Raw genomic sequence first — 17047 nt, forward strand, 5'->3', positions numbered from 1 at the left:
GATCACATGCAGAACGACAGGTTCACGCTGGCCCAGCAAACGATGGCCTATGTGCTTGCGGGCGGTCGCGGGTCGCGGCTGAAGGAGATGACCGATATCCGCGCCAAACCCGCAGTCTATTTCGGCGGCAAGACACGGATCATCGACTTTGCCCTATCGAACGCGGTCAACTCCGGCATCCGGCGGATCGGCGTGGCGACCCAGTACAAGGCGCACAGCCTGATCCGTCACCTGCAGCGTGGCTGGTCCTTCTTCCGGGCCGAACGGAACGAGGGGCTGGATATCCTGCCCGCCTCACAGCAGCTTGACGAAGAGAACTGGTACAAGGGGACCGCCGATGCGGTCACCCAGAACATCTCGATCATTCGGGGATACGGTCCGAAATACATCCTGATTCTGGCAGGGGACCATATCTACAAACAAGACTACTCGTTCATGATCGAACAGCATGTCAGCTCGGGCGCCAAGGTGACCGTGGGCTGTATCGAGGTGCCGCGCGAAGAGGCCAAGGGCTTTGGCGTCATGGCGGTGGACGACACCGACAAGATCCTCGACTTTGTCGAAAAACCGGCAGAGCCGCCCACCATGCCGGGCGATCCGACCCGGTCGCTGGCGTCGATGGGCATTTATGTCTTCGAGACAGAGTTTCTGTGTGATCTGCTGGAAGCCGATGCCAAGAACCCGGACTCCAGCCATGATTTCGGCAAGGACATCATCCCCGGTCTGGTGGCCACCGGCGACGCGGTGGCGCATCCCTTTGGGCGGTCCTGCGTTATGTCGGGGCTGGAAAAGAAACCCTACTGGCGCGATGTCGGCACGCTGGATGCCTATTGGCAGGCCAACATCGACCTGACCGACTTTGAACCGCAGCTGGACCTCTACGCCAACAACTGGCCGATCTGGACTTATTCAGAGCTGACCGCCCCGGCCAAGTTCATCCACAACGAAGAGGGCCGTCGCGGGCTGGCCGTGTCCTCAATGGTGTCCGGTGGCTGCATCATCTCCGGGTCATCACTGGAACGCTGCCTGATGTTCACCGGGGTCAAAACCCATTCCTATGCCCAAATGGAGGGTGTTGTCGCCCTGCCCTATGCAGAGGTCGGCCGCCACGCGAGCATCAAGAACGCCATCATCGACCGTGGCGTGAAAATCCCCGAGGGGCTGATCGTGGGTGAGGACGCGGAGCTAGACGCCAAGCGGTTCCGACGCACCGAAAACGGCATCTGCCTGATCACCAACGAGATGATCCAGAAGCTGGAGTCGTGACATGAAGGTGCTGATGGTCACCTCGGAGTGCGCGCCTTTCATCAAGACGGGCGGGCTTGCAGATGTTGCGGGCGCTCTGCCGGGCGCACTGGCGGCGCTGGGGGTGGAGGTCAAGACCGTCCTGCCCGCCTACCCGGACCTGTTTCCGCTGCTGGCGCAGGGCAAAGAGGTGGCCAGCTTTGGCGATCTTCCGGGCGGTCCCGGACGGCTGGTCGAGGTCAAGGCAGAGGGCGTGACCATGTTGTTGCTGGACGCACCGCAGTTGTTCGACCGACCCGGCGCGCCCTACACGGGGCCCGACGGCAAGGACTGGCCGGACAATCACGCCCGGTTTGCCGCCTTGTCGCAGGCCGCTGCCCGGATCAGCTTTGACGGGTTGTCAGGCTGGGTGCCGGACGTTGTGCATGCGCACGACTGGCAGGCCGGTCTGACCCCTGTCTATCTCAAACAGGACGGACGCAGGCCGCCCGCGTCGGTCATCACGATCCACAACATTGCCTTTCAGGGCCGGTTCGGCCCGCATGTCATGGGCGATCTGCAACTGAGCAGCGACTGGTTCCATCCCAATGGGTTGGAATATTACGGCGATGTCAGCTTTCTGAAAGCAGCGTTGGTCTATGCCGACCGCATCTCGACGGTCAGCCCGACCTATGCGCAAGAGATCCTGACGCCCAAGTTCGGCATGGGGCTGGAAGGTGTGCTCAACAATCGCGCAGGCGATGTATCGGGTATTCTGAACGGGATCGATGTGGACATCTGGAACCCGATGACGGACCCGGCGTTGGCTGCGCCCTACGGCCCGAAAACGCTGGACGGCAAGGCCAAGAACCGTGCTGAGGTCGCGAAGCGCCTGAGCCTTGACCCAGATCACGACGGCCCGCTGTTCTGCGTTGTCAGCCGGCTGACCCTGCAAAAAGGGCTGGATGCGCTGGCAGGAGTTCTGCCCAAGCTGGTCGAAGGAGGCGGACAACTGGCATTGCTGGGGTCGGGCGATCCGATACTGGAACAAGCATTCCAACAGGCCGCCAAGCGGTTTCCGGGCAAGGTCGGTGTGCACATCGGCTATGACGAAGCGTTTTCGCACCTGATTCAGGCGGGGTCAGACGCCATCCTGATTCCGTCGCGGTTTGAACCTTGCGGGCTCACCCAGCTCTACGGTTTGCGCTACGGCACCTTGCCGGTGGTTGCGCGGACGGGCGGATTGGCCGATACGGTCGTGGATGCCAACCACGCGGCTCTTTCTGCCGGAGTTGCCACAGGGTTCGTTTTCGACGACGTGTCGGTCGCCGGGATCGAAGCGGTTCTTGGACGGGTCTTTGATGCCTACGGGGACCGCGCACTGTGGCGCAAAATGCAGGTGTCCGCGATGCGCCAACAGGTGGGTTGGGAAGATTCCGCCCGCCAATATGTCCAGATGTACGAGACGCTGATTGCATGACCTCGAAGGCCCCCGGTCCTCATGAAATCCTGTCAGGACGGCCAACCCCTCTGGGCGCGGTCTTTGACGGCGAAGGTACAAATTTCGCCCTGTTTTCCGATCATGCGCATCGGGTCGAACTGTGTCTGTTTTCCGATGACGGGACCGAGGAAATCCAGCGCCTGACACTGCCGGAACGCAGCGGCGAGGTCTGGCACGGATACGTGCCCGGCCTGCGTCCCGGCACCCTGTATGGCTACCGGGTTCACGGCCCCTTCGCGCCCGAGCGTGGCCACCGGTTCAACCCCAACAAGCTGTTGCTGGATCCCTATGCGCGAATCCTGCACGGCAAATTCACCACCCATCCCGCGACCTTCGGCTATTCGGTCGGCACCAGTGAGGCCGATCTGTCGCTCAGCACCTCCGACAGCGCGCCGCATGTCCCCAAGGCCGTGGTCTGGGATCCCGCCGACTTTCCCCCGGACGCCAAGGGGTTGCAGCGCGGCTGGGACGGCACGCTGATCTATGAGACCCACGTCAAGGGCAGCACGATCCGACACCCCGATGTGCCCAAAGACATCCGCGGCACTTACGAAGGACTGGCCTCGCAGCCAATGCTCGACCACCTGTCGCGGCTGGGTGTCACCTCGGTGGAATTGCTGCCGGTTCAGGCGATCCGCTCAGAGAATGCGCTGACCGCGCGCGGGCTGGTCAACCACTGGGGATACAACACCGCTGCCTTTTTCGCCCCGGAACCGCGCTACCTTGGCCCCACAGGCGTGGCCGGGTTCCGCGCCATGGTCGAACGGTTTCACGCCGCCGGGATCGAGGTGATCCTTGACGTGGTCTATAACCACTCCGCCGAGGGCGACCACCTTGGCCCGACCTTCTGCTTTCGCGGGCTCGACAATGCGTCCTACTACCGACTGGTCGAAGGGCAGCCCCGGTTCTACGTCAATGACACCGGCACTGGCAACACGCTGAACGTGCAGCATCCTTTTGTGCTGCGGATGGTTCTGGACAGTCTGCGGTTCTGGGTCGAATGCATGGGCGTCGATGGGTTCCGCTTTGACCTTGCCACCACGATTGGGCGCGAAAAGCATGGCTTTGACCGGCATGGCGGGTTCATGGATGCGCTACGGCAGGACCCGGTGCTGAGTCAGGTCAAGCTGATTGCCGAACCTTGGGACCTTGGCCCCGGCGGTTATCGCCTTGGACAGTTTCCGCCGGAATTCGCCGAATGGAACGACCGGTTTCGAGATACGCTGCGCCGGTTCTGGCGCGGGGACGGCCATGCGGCGCAGGACCTTGGGTCGGCCCTGCTGGGCACCGCCGACCTGTTCGACACCCGGGGACGGCGCGCGTGGTCCTCTGTCAACTTTGCCGCCGCGCATGACGGTTTCACGCTGGCCGATGTCACCTCCTACGCATTGCGCCACAATGAGGCCAACGGCGAGGGCAACCGCGACGGCCATCACGCCAATCATTCCGACAACTTCGGCACCGAGGGAGAGACGGACGACCCCGACATCCTCTCTGCGCGCCACCAGCGTCGGCGCAACATGCTGGCAACCGTTCTGCTGTCGCAGGGAACGCCGATGATCCTTGCCGGGGACGAAGGCGGCAACAGTCAGGGCGGCAATAACAATGCCTATTGTCAGGACAATGAGATCAGCTGGCTCGACTGGGACACGATGGACGAGGAGTTGATTGAGTTCACGGCTGCCCTGTCGCGGTTTCGCAAAGCGCATGGCGCGCTGCGCCAGACGCGGTTCCTGCACGGGGTCGAACGCAAGGACGGCAAGCCCGATGTCGAGTGGCGCGCCTTTGACGGCAGCGCGCTGAACTGGCGCGACCCGGGCCTGTCCAGCCTGTGCCTACTGCTGCGCGGCTGCGCCGAAAGCCCCGCGGGCTGCGCCGATGCCGAAGAGGTCTTGCTGGCCTTCAACCGCGAGGGCACGGCCCAGTCGCTTGAACTGCCCACGCCAGAGGCCGGCACGTGGCGACGCGAGATCGACACCTCGACAATAGAGCAGACCCCGACTGAGATCACCGAGGCGACCGTGACGGTCGCCGCGTTCAGTGTCGCGGGCTTTGTCCGCTTTCCGGAGAGCACGACATGACCGCCCCCCATGACGATCTGCGCCAGTTGGCACAGGCCTACGGAGTTCACCTGGGATTTCACGATCTGCAGGGGACGGAACATGGCGCTTCGCCCGAAACGCTGCGGGCGCTGCTGGGGGGGATGGGGGTCGACGCAACGACCCCCGCCGCCGTGACAGAGGCGCTGGCAGAGACCCGCGCGCATCGGGATGAGACGCAACTGCCCGCGGAAATCATCGCGAAGGCTGGCACTCGCGTGACCCTGCCGGTCACCGCGCCCTGCGACTGGCTGGTTTTGGATGAAACCGGCGCCGAGGTGATGGCAGGCCGCGCAGAGCAAACCATCGACATGGAACCGCTGCCAGTCGGGTATTTCACATTGCACGCCGCCACGCCGGACCGCCGGACCGAATCGCTGGTGCTGTCGGCACCGCACCATGCGCCGACCGTTCCGGATGTGACCGGGCGCGCCAAAGGCTGGGGCGTTTGCGGGACACTGTACGGCTTGCGGTCTGGACACAACGGCGGCTTGGGCAGCTATGCCGATCTGCCCGCAGCCCTGCGCGCGCTGGCCAAAAGCGGCGCGCAGTTTTTTGGCCTGAACCCGATCCACGCGCTCGGCTGGGCCGCCGATGAGATGATCAGCCCATATTCGCCTACGCACCGGGGCTTTTTCAGCACCGATCACATCGCGCCCCGCGCCGGGCTGGGTCCGACGCCCAAGGGCGATCTTGTCGATTACCCGACATTTCGACGCCGACAGCGCAGCGCGCTGCGCGCCGAATACGCCGGGTTCGACGCCGCGCCTGCACCGGAACGCAAGGCTTTTCAAGTGTACCGCGCCCAAGGTGGTCCGGTACTGGATACCTTCGCGCAATATGAGGCGCTAAGTGCCCTCCACGGCGAGGATTTCCGAAAGTGGCCCAAGGCATTGCAAAGACCCGGCGCAGAGGCGGCGCGGGCCGCATCCAGCGATGTGGGCTTTCACCAGTGGCTACAATGGCGGGCGGAGACCCAGATTGACGCCGCACAGGCTGCGGCCTTGGGTGCCGGGATGGACTTTGGCCTCTACCTTGATCTTGCCGTGGGCGCGCGCCCCGGCGGGGCCGAGGTCTGGATGCACCGCGATACCATCGCCCAAGGCGTCACCATCGGCGCGCCGCCCGATCACCTGAACCCCGAAGGCCAGTCATGGAACCTGGCCGCGCACGCGCCTGCACGGTTGCGGGCTGCGCAATACCGTCCCTTGCGCGCCATGCTGCGCAAGCTGATGGCCAAGGCGGGTATCCTGCGGGTGGATCACGCCCTTGGCCTGCTGCGCAGCTTTTGGATTCCCGACGATGGCAGCCCCGGCGGCTATGTCTCACAGCCCTTTGACAGCCTGCTGGCCGTCATTGCGATCGAGGCGACGCAGGCGCGCTGTGTGGTTGTGGGTGAGGATCTGGGCCTTGTGCCCGACGGGTTCCGCGAAAGGCTGAACGGCGCAGGGCTGCTCAGCTACGCGGTCTGGCAATATGAGACACCCGGCGACGGACAGCTTTGCCCGCCGCGCGATCTGCGGCCCTTTGCGCTGGCCTGTTTTGGCACCCATGATACGCCGACGCTCAAGGGGTTCTGGTACGGTCAGGACATCGCGTGGTGGCAGCGCATGGGCTGGCTGTCGGGCGGAGAAACCCGCGCGCGGCACGACCTGCGCGCGCGCCAGCGACAGGGATTGCGCACAATGTGCACCCTGCCGCCCTTGGCCACGCCCGAGAAGATCGCCGAATCTGTGCAGGCGCAGCTTTGCACGGCCCCTTCGGCGCTGGTGGCGCTGCAACTGGACGACCTTCTGGGCGGGCTTGAGGCGCAGAACCTGCCCGGGACGATAGACCAGCATCCCAATTGGCGCCGCCGCCTGCCCGTCACCGTCGAACGCCTGTCAGAGGCGTTGCCCCAAGACCGCATCCGCGCTTTCATGCCCGCAGACCGCAGCGCCGATCAGAAAGGACCGACCCAATGACGCCCATCACGCGCCCCCTGACGCCCTTCGAAGGGCAAAAGCCCGGCACTTCTGGCCTGCGCAAAAAGACCCGTGTTTTCATGCAGGAAGGTTATCTTGAGGCCTTTGTGCAGTCGACCTTCAACGCCATTGGCGGAGTCGCCGGAAAGACATTTGTGGTTGGCGGCGACGGGCGATTCTTCAACGCCGAAGCGATCCAGACCATTCTGCGCATGGCGGCGGCGCAGGGGGCTGCGCGCTGTATCGTTGGTCAGAACGGGTTGCTGTCCACACCTGCTGCATCGAACCTGATCCGCCAGCGCAAGGCGGATGGCGGATTGATCCTGTCGGCCAGCCACAATCCGGGCGGGATCGACGCGGATTTCGGGCTGAAATACAACATCTCCAACGGTGGCCCCGCACCTGAGAGCGTGACGGCGGCGATGTTTGAGCAAACGCAGTCGGTGTCGGAATACACCACTTTGGACAGTGCCGATCTGGACCTGTCGGCACTGGGTGAGGTGGCGCTGGGCAGCATGACGGTCGAGATCGTCGACCCGGTGACAGACTATGCCGCGCTCATGCAGGAACTGTTTGATTTCAAGGCGATTTCCGACCTGATCGCAGGCGGCTTTACCCTACGGTTCGACGCGATGCACGCGGTCACTGGCCCTTATGCCAAGGCGATCCTCGAAGGGATGCTGGGCGCGCCCGAAGGGACGGTGATGAACGGCACGCCGTCGGTGGACTTTGGCAAGGGGCATCCGGACCCGAACCCAATCTGGGCGAAACCGCTGGTCGATCTGGTGATGTCCGAGGATGGACCGGACTTTGCGGCCGCCTCTGACGGGGACGGCGACCGCAACATGATTCTGGGCAAAGGCGTTTACGTGACCCCCTCGGACAGTCTTGCGGTGCTGGCGGCGAACGCGCATCTGGCCCCCGGCTACAAACGCGGTCTGGCGGGCGTGGCGCGGTCGATGCCGACCAGCCGCGCAGCGGACCGTGTGGCAGAAAAGCTGGGCATCGCCAGCTTTGAGACTCCGACGGGATGGAAGTTCTTTGGCAACCTGCTGGATGCGGGCAAGGCGACGCTGTGCGGTGAGGAAAGCGCCGGGACAGGCAGCGACCACGTGCGCGAGAAAGACGGGCTTTGGGCCGTGATCCTGTGGCTTAACATATTGGCAGAGCGCAAGGTTTCCGTAAAAGACATCCTGAAGGACCATTGGCGGACCTACGGCCGCGATTACTATTCGCGGCACGACTACGAGGCCGTCGATGCCGCCGCCGCAGAGGCCATGATGGCGGATATGAACGCGCGTCTGGGCGATCTGCCCGGAACACAGGTGGGCAATCCGCCCAAGACCATCGCCGCCGCCGACCAGTTTTCCTACACTGATCCGGTGGATGGATCGGTCAGCAACAATCAGGGTCTGCGCCTGCTGTTTGCCGATGACAGCCGCGCGGTGATGCGCCTGTCCGGCACCGGGACCGAGGGCGCAACGGTCCGGGTTTATCTGGAACGCTATGAGCCCGCGGACGGTGATCTGGAGGGCGAGACTCAGGCCGCCTTGGTCGATTTGGCCAAGGCTGTGAACGCGCTGACAGGTTTGTCCGAACGGACCGGGCGTGCCTCGCCCGATGTCATGACCTGACAGGCCGAAATCGGCATGCACACCGCATGCACAGACCATGCACAAACCATGCATACGGTTTGTGCATGGACGTGGTGTCGCGAATCCGCTTGCGTCCGGTCCCATGCTCGCCTATACGCCCCTTAACAGCGGCGCGTTAGGGTCTGACCCTGGCGCCCATCGTGCTTTCGACAACGGGCCGCTGGCCCGTTTTTTTGTGCCCGAAAGGCAAGAGACCAATGAACGAGCTGATCGCCAAGACCGGCATGGATCGCCGACTGGCCGAGATCGTCCAACCGGTGATCGAGGACATGGGATTCGAGCTGGTGCGCATCCGCCTGATGGGCGGACAGACGCCCACGTTGCAGATCATGGCCGAGCGTCCCGAGGGCGGGATCGAGGTCGATGAATGCGGCGAGATTTCGACCGCCGTCAGCGCGGTGATGGATGTCGAGGATCCGATCCTTGACGCTTACACGCTGGAAGTGTCCAGCCCCGGCATCGACCGTCCGCTGACCCGCCTGAAGGATTTCGACACCTACGAAGGCTACGAGGCCAAGCTGGAAACCACCGAGATGATCGACGGGCGCAAACGCTTTCGCGGCGTGCTGGCCGGGGTCGAGGGCAATGAGGTTCTGGTCAATCTGGACGAAGGCACCGTCGGGCTGGAATTCGACTGGCTCACCGACGCCAAACTGGTCCTGACCGATGAGTTGATCCGTGAGATGCTGAAGGCGCGCAAGAACGCGGCCGCGCTGGACGAACAGAAATTCGATGAAATCGAGACCGAGGCCGATGCGTCTCGCGAGGAGGACTAAGACCAATGGCAATCACCTCTGCAAACCAGCTGGAACTCCTGCAAACCGCCGAGGCGGTGGCGCGCGAGAAGATGATCGACCCCGGTCTGGTCGTCGAAGCGATGGAAGAGAGCCTCGCCCGCGCGGCGAAATCCCGCTACGGCGCGGAGATGGACATTCGTGTCAGCATCGACCGCCGCACCGGCAAGGCGACCTTTACCCGCGTTCGCACCGTCGTCGAGGAAGAAGAGCTTGAGAACTATCAGGCCGAACTGACCGTCGAGCAGGCCAAGCAGTACATGGCCGACCCGCAGATCGGCGATGTCTATTCCGAAGAGGTTCCGCCGGTGGAACTGGGCCGAATCGCAGCGCAGTCGGCCAAGCAGGTGATTCTGCAAAAGGTCCGCGAAGCAGAGCGTGACCGCCAGTTCGAGGAATTTCAGGACCGCGCAGGCACCATCATCAACGGTGTCGTCAAGCGTGAGGAATACGGCAACGTCATCGTCGACGTGGGCCGTGGCGAGGCGATCCTGCGACGCAACGAAAAGATCGGCCGCGAATCGTATCGCCCCGGCGACCGCATCCGCTGCTACATCAAGGACGTGCGCCGCGAGGCCCGTGGCCCGCAGATCTTCTTGTCGCGCACCGACCCCCAGTTCATGGCCGAACTGTTCAAGATGGAAGTGCCGGAAATCTACGACGGCATCATCGAGATCAAAGCCGTCGCCCGCGACCCCGGCTCGCGCGCCAAGATCGGCGTTGTCTCTTACGACAGCGGCATCGACCCGGTTGGTGCCTGCGTGGGTATGCGCGGCAGCCGTGTGCAGGCCGTGGTGAACGAGTTGCAGGGCGAAAAGATCGACATCATCCCGTGGAACGAGGACATGCCGACCTTCCTGGTGAACGCGCTGCAACCGGCCGAAGTGTCCAAGGTTGTTCTGGACGAGGACGCCGAGCGGATCGAGGTTGTCGTTCCCGATGAGCAACTGTCGCTGGCCATCGGCCGTCGCGGTCAGAACGTGCGTCTGGCGTCACAGCTGACCGGGCTGGACATCGACATCATGACCGAAGAAGAAGAATCAAAGCGCCGTCAGGCCGAGTTCGAACTGCGCACCAAGCTGTTCATGGACGCGCTGGATGTCGACGAATTCTTTGCTCAATTGCTGGTATCCGAAGGCTTTACCAACCTCGAAGAGGTGGCCTACGTCGAGTTGGACGAACTGCTGGTGATCGACGGTGTTGACGAAGGCACCGCCGAAGAATTGCAGACCCGGGCCCGCGAGAACCTTGAAGAACTGGCGCGCAAGGCGCTGGAGCACGCGCGCGAACTGGGTGTGGACGACAGCCTTGTGAACTTCGAAGGTCTGACGCCGCAGATGCTGGAGGCGCTGGCCGAGGACGGCATCAAGACGCTTGAGGACTTCGCCACCTGCGCGGACTGGGAACTGGCCGGCGGCTGGACCACCGAAGGCGGCAAGCGCGTCAAGGACGACGGCCTGCTGGAGAAATTCGAGGTCGACCTCGAAGAGGCGCAGACCATGGTGATGACCGCACGCGTTCTGCTGGGCTGGGTCGATCCGACCGAGTTGGAAGCCGAAGAGGCCGACGCAGAGGCGGGCGAAGACCTGACCGACGACGACGAGCAGGAGGCGTGACACCAGCATGACGCGGGGCGGACAGGCCAAGGATCATTCGGACGGACCGGAACGAAAGTGCATCGTTTCGGGCGAAGTTCAGCCCAAGGATGGGCTGATCCGCTTTGTGCTGGGTCCTGACGGTCGCATGGTGCCGGATCTGGCTGGTAAATTGCCAGGACGCGGCCTATATGTAGCCGCCAACCGCGCGGCTATTGAAAAGGCCGTTGCAAAGGGGCTGTTCAGCCGGGCCATGAAACAGCCCGTGAAAGCCCCGGACGGGTTGGCCGATCTGATCGAGCAAATGCTGGTGAAACGGGTTGTGGACCTGATTTCTCTGGCGCGGAAATCGGGCGAGGCCGTCTCGGGCTATGAGAAGGTCAAGTCTTGGCTGCAATCCGAAGAGGCCCGGGTCCTGATCCAGGCTGAAGACGGATCTGGCCGCGGAAAGTCGAAACTGTCGACGCCATACGGTGGCAACTACATCGGATGGCTGACGGCAGATGAACTGGGCATGGCCTTTGGCCGACAAACTGTGATACACGCCGCGCTTGGCTCTGGCGGTCTGGTGCCGCGTATTGTAGAGGAAGCCCAACGCTTGAAGGGTGTACGCGTCGTGTCAGACGCGGATCGCGGTGGCAGGGGCCACCGGAAAGGATGAAGAAACTTCATGAGCGATAACGACGGTAAAAAGACATTGGGTGTGCGTGGCGGGGCCCGTTCGGGCAGCGTGAAGCAGAGCTTCAGCCACGGGCGCACAAAGAACGTCGTGGTGGAGACCAAGCGCAAGCGGGTGGTCGTGCCCAAACCCGGCGCCGGTGGCGCTGCGGGCGGCGGTAAGGGCGGTTCGGTTGGCGGGTCGGGCGGCAAACGTCCGGCGGGCATCTCTGATGCCGAGATGGAGCGTCGCCTGAAGGCGCTGCAAGCGGCAAAGGCACGCGAATCCGAAGAAGCCGCCAAGCGCGAAGCGCAGGAAAAGGAACGTGCCGAAGAGCGCGATCGTATGCGCGCCGAAAAGGAACTCAAAGAGCGCGAACAGCGCGAGGCCGAAGAGCGCGCCAAGGCCAAGGCCGAAGCCGAGGAGCTTGCCAAACGCGAAGCCGAGGATGCCGCCAAGGCGGCCGCCGTGGCAGCCGCGGCACCTGCGCCCAAGGCAGATGATTCCGCACGTGCGAAGCCCTCAAAGGGTGAGGCCCCGCGCCGCGCCCCGGAACGTGACGATCAGAACCGCAACCGTGGTCGCGGTCGTGACGATGGTGCCCGCCGCTCTGGCAAGCTGACCCTGAATCAGGCGCTGACCGGCGGCGAAGGCGGTCGGCAAAAGTCGATGGCAGCGATGAAGCGCAAGCAAGAGCGCGCCCGGCAAAAAGCCATGGGCGGCGTTCAGCAGCGTGAAAAGGTTGTCCGCGAGGTCAAACTGCCCGAGGCGATCACGGTGGCCGAACTGGCCAACCGTATGGCCGAACGCGTGGGTGACGTTGTGAAATCCCTGATGAACGCGGGGATCATGGCGACGCAGAACCAGTCGATTGATGCAGATACGGCGGAACTGGTGATCGAGGAATTCGGTCACCGCGTGACCCGTGTGTCGGATGCGGACGTCGAGGACGTGATCAAAGAGGTCGAGGACAAGCCCGAAGATCTCGTTGGTCGCCCGCCGGTCATCACGATCATGGGCCACGTCGACCACGGCAAAACCTCGCTGCTGGATGCGATCCGCAATGCCAAGGTGACCGCGGGCGAGGCCGGTGGCATCACCCAGCATATCGGTGCCTATCAGGTGACAACCGACAACGGCGCGGTGCTGTCTTTCCTCGATACGCCGGGCCACGCGGCCTTTACCTCGATGCGCTCTCGTGGTGCTCAGGTGACGGACATCGTGGTTCTGGTGGTTGCGGCGGATGACGCTGTGATGCCGCAGACCATCGAAGCGATCAACCACGCCAAGGCGGCCAAGGTGCCGATGATCGTTGCGATCAACAAGGTGGACAAGCCCAGTGCGAACCCCACCAAGGTCCGCACCGATCTGCTGCAACACGAGGTGATCGTAGAGGAACTCTCGGGCGACGTGCAGGATGTCGAAGTCTCTGCCGTCACCGGTCAGGGCCTTGATGAACTGCTGGAGGCCATCGCGCTTCAGGCCGAGATCCTTGAACTGAAGGCAAACCCCGACCGCGCCGCCGAAGGCGCCGTGATCGAGGCGCAGCTGGACGTGGGTCGCGGCCCTGTCGCAACGGTTCTGGTGCAGAACGGCACGCTGAAGCAGGGTGACATCTTTGTCGTCGGTGAGCAGTTCGGCAAGGTCCGCGCGCTGATCAACGACAAGGGCGACCGTGTCAAAGAGGCCGGTCCGTCGGTTCCGGTCGAGGTTCTTGGCCTCAACGGCACCCCCGAGGCGGGCGACGTTCTGAACGTTGTCGCAACAGAGGCGCAGGCGCGTGAAATCGCGGAATACCGTGCGAATCTGGCCAAGGAAAAGCGGGCCGCGGCCGGTGCTGCAACCACGCTGGACCAGTTGATGCAAAAGGCCAAGGAAGACGAAAACGTCTCCGAGCTGCCGATTGTCGTCAAGGCGGACGTGCAGGGTTCTGCCGAGGCCATCGTTCAAGCGATGGAAAAGATCGGCAACGACGAGGTCCGCGTGCGGGTGATCCACTACGGTGTGGGCGCCATCACCGAGACCGACGTTGGCCTGGCCGAAGCCTCGGGTTGCCCTGTCATCGGCTTCAACGTGCGAGCCAACGCGCCGGCACGGAACAGCGCCAACCAGAAAGGCGTGGAGATCCGTTACTATTCGGTGATCTACGATCTTGTGGACGATGTGAAAGCGGCGGCCTCTGGCCTGCTGTCGAACGAAATCCGCGAGAACTTTATCGGTTACGCGAAGATCAAGGAAGTCTTCAAGGTGTCGAACGTCGGCAAGGTTGCTGGCTGTCTTGTCACCGAGGGCATCGCCCGCCGGTCCGCCGGTGTGCGCCTGCTGCGCGACGACGTGGTGATCCACGAAGGCACGCTGAAGACGCTCAAACGCTTCAAGGACGAGGTGGCCGAGGTGCAGTCCGGTCAGGAATGCGGTATGGCCTTTGAGAATTACGACGACATTCGTCCCGACGACGTCATCGAAATCTTTGAGCGGCAAGAGATCGAGCGGTCGCTCTCTTGATCCCTCGCTAAAGACTGAACAAGAGAAAGGCCGGTGCGATGCACCGGCCTTTTTCTGTGGATCTTTACGGGACCACTGAGAGTGCGTGCGAACACTGGAACCCGCAAAAAGGGTTGCCCAGAGTTCAGCGGCGCCTGGTCAGGCCGGTTTGCCGACAAACACGTCGTTGCCGACACGGACCGAAACGCGACCGTCCGGAAAGGTCTTTTCCAGCAGTCCCTGAACGGAAACACAGCTGCCGATTACGATGGTCTTGAGCATTTTTCCCCCTGAATGTCTCAATTTCGTACAGCTTAATTCGGTATTGGAAACAATTCCACGATTCCCCGCCTGTCTTTTGACCAAAATTCAATCACACTTCGTGAAACGCCGCTCTAATTTTTGGCATCCGGCAGTTTGGCCGCGAATTTTCGGGGTATCGTGATGCGAGCCTATTGCCTACAGCCAATCCCTCAGAATCGGGATCAACGGAATATCGGCCGGCGGCATCGGGTGGTCGCGCAGTTCCTGCTTGCGCACCCATTTGAGCGCCTGCCCTTCGTTCGATTGCACGATGCCGCCCCATTTGCGACAGGCAAAGAGCGGCATCAGCAGGTGGAACTCGTCATAGGCGTGAGAGGCAAAGGTCAGCGGCGCAAGACAACTGGACCACGTCTCGATCCCCAGTTCCTCGTGCAACTCCCGGATCAGCGCGGCCTCCGGGGTCTCTCCCGGTTCGACCTTGCCGCCGGGAAACTCCCAGAGGCCCGCCATGCTCTTACCCTCGGGGCGTTGCGCCAAAAGGACCCGGCCATCCGCGTCGATGAGGGCCACGGCAGAAACGAGAATGATCTTCATGGATGTGCTCCCGGGGGGCAAGGGACGATTTTTCGACGAAAAATCGTCCCTGCCTTGGCCCCTGTCAGGACCGGTAGTCGGCGTTGATCTGGATGTAGCCGTGGGTCAGGTCGCAGGTCCAGACGGTGGCCTGCCCCTGCCCCAAACCGATATCGACGAGGATTTCGATCTCGGGGCGTTTGAAATAGGCGGCCCCGTCCTCTTCACGATAGCTTTCCGCGACCCAGCCCTTTTCCGCCACCAATAGCTCGCCAAAGCTGATCGACAGCGTGTCGCGGTCAGCGGCGGCACCGGATTTGCCAACCGCCATGACGATGCGGCCCCAGTTCGGGTCCTCACCGGCCAGCGCGGTCTTGACCAGCGGTGAATTGGCGATCGACAGCGCGTGGGTGCGTGCGTCGTCTTCTGACGCGGCACCGGTGACGTGGACGGTGACGAATTTCGTCGCCCCCTCGCCATCGCGGACCACTTGGTGCGCAAGGTCCAGCATGACGCCGTACAGCGCCTGTGTGAACTCGGCGTTCCAGGCCACGTCAACGCCAGAGGCCCCCGTCGCGGCCATCAGCAGCGTGTCAGAGGTCGAGGTGTCGCTGTCCACGGTGATGTTGTTGAAGGTCTTGGCGTTGAGTTCCGAAACCAGCGCCTGAAGATCGGCGCGTGCGATTTTGGCGTCGGTGAAGATGTAAACCAGCATCGTTGCCATATCCGGGGCGATCATGCCTGACCCCTTGGCGATCCCGGCGATCTGGACTGGCTTGCCGTCCACCTCGATTTGGGCCGTGGCGGCCTTGGGGAAGGTGTCGGTGGTCATAATCGCGCGGGCCGCATCTGGCAGCGTCGCGGCGTCCAGCTTGCCGGTCAGTTCTTCAAGCTTGGCGGTGATGCGGTCGTGCGGCAGGCGCTCGCCGATCACCCCGGTAGAGGAGGTGAACACACGTGTCGCGGGCAGGCCGGTCTGTTCGGCGACAGCCTCGCAGATGGCCGCGACAGAGCCTTCACCGGCGCGACCGGTGAAGGCGTTGGAGTTGCCAGAATTGACGATGATGGCCGCCCCGGCACTGCTGTCAGTCCCGATTTTGGCCTGACAATCCAGCACGTTGGCGGACCGCGTGGCGGAGCGGGTAAAGACCCCCGCCACCACGCTGCCCGGATCGAGCAGGGCCAGCATCACATCCGGACGGCCCTTGTAGCGGACACCGGCCTCAGCAATGGCAAACCGTGCGCCCCCGATAACCGGGAGCGCGGGAAATTCGGCGGGGGCAAGCGGTGACCGGGGGGGCATCTGGTCAGTCCGCCAACAGGCCAAGGTTGTTGAGGATCGAGGTGTCGATCTCTTTGTAGTCGAGGCGCGTCACTTCGCCACCCTCGACCAGCTCCTTGATGTAGGCCTGCACGGCGTCCTGCTTGATCTGCTGTTCAAGCTGCGCGCGGACCTCTTCGAGCGGCGGCGCGTCAACGGCGCGGGTCTCGTTCAGCTTGATAACGTGCCAGCCAAAGCGGGTCTGCACCGGGGCGGACAGATCGCCCGGCTCCATCGTGACGACAGCCTCTTCGAAGGCCGCAACCATGCGTCCCTTGCCGAACCAGCCCAGCAAACCGCCGTTAGGGCCGGTCGGGCCGGTCGAGTTCCCGCGGGCGAGTTCGGCAAAATCGGCGCCGCCTTCCAGCTCTGCGACCAGTTCTTTGGCCTTTTCCTCGGTCTCGACCAGAATGTGCGACGCGTTGTATTCAACGCCCTGCACCGCATCGACATAGCCGGCCTTGTAGGCCTCGGCGATGGCGGCGTCGCTGACGGCACCGTCGGCGATGGTCTGCATCGCCTCTGCGGCCATCAACTCACGCTTTTCGTTGTCCAGCGCCAGGGCGACCCGGTAAGTTTCCTCGGCCTTGTCGGACTGCGACAGCGCCTCGTACTGGATCAGACGTTCCAGCAGGCCTTCCCACAGTTCCGTGGTCGGCGCGCCCTTGAACCGTTCCGGCAATGAGGCGCGGGCCATCAGCATGTGGCCAAAGGTGATATCCGTGCCGTTGACCGTTGCGATCACGGTATCGACGGTGATTTCGGCGGGCGTATCCTGGGCCTGCACCGGAAAAGCGACGCACAGCGCAAGGGCTGCGGCGGAGAGTTTCATGAGGGTTTTCGACATCGGTAGTTCCTCTTGATCGGTGCCGCGTCCCTGGGCGGCGTTGACACTGTTCGGCCGTCCCCTTACAT

The 17047-nt window shown here is 63.1% G+C and carries 13 protein-coding genes; 9 read left to right on the forward strand and 4 right to left on the reverse strand.

What is annotated here, in order from left to right; all coding sequences use genetic code 11:
* Positions 1–6 precede the first annotated feature (6 nt).
* The 9 genes from glgC (at position 7) to infB (ending at position 13995) form a co-directional block, all read left to right on the forward strand.
* Entirely contained in the window at positions 7–1266 is a 1260-nt protein-coding gene (glgC, locus tag VOI21_RS02615) for a glucose-1-phosphate adenylyltransferase (RefSeq protein ID WP_323767403.1), read from the forward strand.
* Position 1267: 1 nt separating this feature from the next.
* The gene (glgA, locus tag VOI21_RS02620) at positions 1268–2704 is read left to right on the forward strand and encodes a glycogen synthase GlgA (RefSeq protein WP_323767405.1); all 1437 of its coding nucleotides are present in this window, start codon (positions 1268–1270) and stop codon (positions 2702–2704) included.
* Entirely contained in the window at positions 2701–4806 is a 2106-nt protein-coding gene (glgX, locus tag VOI21_RS02625; RefSeq protein WP_323767407.1) for a glycogen debranching protein GlgX, read from the forward strand. Before glgA ends, glgX begins: the two co-directional genes overlap by 4 nt.
* Positions 4803–6788: a 4-alpha-glucanotransferase gene (gene malQ / locus VOI21_RS02630; RefSeq protein WP_323767409.1), complete on the forward strand. Its 1986-nt coding sequence runs from the start codon at positions 4803–4805 to the stop codon at positions 6786–6788. Before glgX ends, malQ begins: the two co-directional genes overlap by 4 nt.
* On the forward strand, positions 6785–8422 hold the full coding sequence (locus VOI21_RS02635) for an alpha-D-glucose phosphate-specific phosphoglucomutase (RefSeq protein ID WP_323767411.1): 1638 nt from the start codon (positions 6785–6787) through the stop codon (positions 8420–8422). Before malQ ends, VOI21_RS02635 begins: the two co-directional genes overlap by 4 nt.
* Before the next feature lie 218 nt (positions 8423–8640).
* Entirely contained in the window at positions 8641–9219 is a 579-nt protein-coding gene (rimP, locus tag VOI21_RS02640; protein WP_323767413.1) for a ribosome maturation factor RimP, read from the forward strand.
* 5 nt (positions 9220–9224) lie between these two features.
* Positions 9225–10853, forward strand: a complete 1629-nt coding sequence (gene nusA / locus VOI21_RS02645; RefSeq protein ID WP_323767415.1) for a transcription termination factor NusA — start codon at positions 9225–9227, stop codon at positions 10851–10853.
* A 7-nt stretch (positions 10854–10860) separates the two neighbouring features.
* Positions 10861–11493 carry an RNA-binding protein gene (locus tag VOI21_RS02650; RefSeq protein ID WP_323767417.1) on the forward strand — a complete coding sequence of 211 codons (633 nt, stop codon included), beginning with the start codon at positions 10861–10863 and terminating at the stop codon, positions 11491–11493.
* Between the two features lie 9 nt (positions 11494–11502).
* On the forward strand, positions 11503–13995 hold the full coding sequence (gene infB / locus VOI21_RS02655) for a translation initiation factor IF-2 (RefSeq protein ID WP_323767419.1): 2493 nt from the start codon (positions 11503–11505) through the stop codon (positions 13993–13995).
* 138 nt (positions 13996–14133) lie between these two features.
* Here the strand turns inward: infB and VOI21_RS02660 are convergent, their stop codons facing one another.
* From VOI21_RS02660 to VOI21_RS02675, 4 genes are all read right to left on the reverse strand, one after another.
* Positions 14134–14256, reverse strand: a complete 123-nt coding sequence (locus VOI21_RS02660) for a hypothetical protein (protein WP_323767420.1) — start codon at positions 14254–14256, stop codon at positions 14134–14136.
* Between the two features lie 177 nt (positions 14257–14433).
* Positions 14434–14832 carry a (deoxy)nucleoside triphosphate pyrophosphohydrolase gene (locus VOI21_RS02665; protein WP_323767422.1) on the reverse strand — a complete coding sequence of 133 codons (399 nt, stop codon included), beginning with the start codon at positions 14830–14832 and terminating at the stop codon, positions 14434–14436.
* A 64-nt stretch (positions 14833–14896) separates the two neighbouring features.
* Positions 14897–16114 (reverse strand): bifunctional glutamate N-acetyltransferase/amino-acid acetyltransferase ArgJ, encoded by a 1218-nt coding sequence (argJ, locus tag VOI21_RS02670; protein ID WP_323767424.1) that lies wholly within the window; start codon positions 16112–16114, stop codon positions 14897–14899.
* A gap of 4 nt (positions 16115–16118) precedes the next feature.
* Positions 16119–16979 carry a peptidylprolyl isomerase gene (locus VOI21_RS02675; protein ID WP_323767426.1) on the reverse strand — a complete coding sequence of 287 codons (861 nt, stop codon included), beginning with the start codon at positions 16977–16979 and terminating at the stop codon, positions 16119–16121.
* Between the last annotated feature and the right edge of the window lie 68 nt (positions 16980–17047).

This window comes from Antarctobacter sp. (assembly GCF_034670325.1).
GTDB lineage: Bacteria > Pseudomonadota > Alphaproteobacteria > Rhodobacterales > Rhodobacteraceae > Antarctobacter.

Coding starts and splice junctions, on each gene's coding strand:
- malQ (WP_323767409.1), top strand. CDS start 4,803: ATGACCGCCCCCCATGACGATCTGCGCCAGTTGGCACAGGCCTACGGA.
- rimP (WP_323767413.1), top strand. CDS start 8,641: ATGAACGAGCTGATCGCCAAGACCGGCATGGATCGCCGACTGGCCGAG.
- VOI21_RS02635 (WP_323767411.1), top strand. CDS start 6,785: ATGACGCCCATCACGCGCCCCCTGACGCCCTTCGAAGGGCAAAAGCCC.
- glgA (WP_323767405.1), top strand. CDS start 1,268: ATGAAGGTGCTGATGGTCACCTCGGAGTGCGCGCCTTTCATCAAGACG.
- VOI21_RS02660 (WP_323767420.1), bottom strand. CDS start 14,256: ATGCTCAAGACCATCGTAATCGGCAGCTGTGTTTCCGTTCAGGGACTG.
- VOI21_RS02665 (WP_323767422.1), bottom strand. CDS start 14,832: ATGAAGATCATTCTCGTTTCTGCCGTGGCCCTCATCGACGCGGATGGC.
- glgC (WP_323767403.1), top strand. CDS start 7: ATGCAGAACGACAGGTTCACGCTGGCCCAGCAAACGATGGCCTATGTG.
- infB (WP_323767419.1), top strand. CDS start 11,503: ATGAGCGATAACGACGGTAAAAAGACATTGGGTGTGCGTGGCGGGGCC.
- VOI21_RS02675 (WP_323767426.1), bottom strand. CDS start 16,979: ATGTCGAAAACCCTCATGAAACTCTCCGCCGCAGCCCTTGCGCTGTGC.
- argJ (WP_323767424.1), bottom strand. CDS start 16,114: ATGCCCCCCCGGTCACCGCTTGCCCCCGCCGAATTTCCCGCGCTCCCG.
- glgX (WP_323767407.1), top strand. CDS start 2,701: ATGACCTCGAAGGCCCCCGGTCCTCATGAAATCCTGTCAGGACGGCCA.
- nusA (WP_323767415.1), top strand. CDS start 9,225: ATGGCAATCACCTCTGCAAACCAGCTGGAACTCCTGCAAACCGCCGAG.
- VOI21_RS02650 (WP_323767417.1), top strand. CDS start 10,861: ATGACGCGGGGCGGACAGGCCAAGGATCATTCGGACGGACCGGAACGA.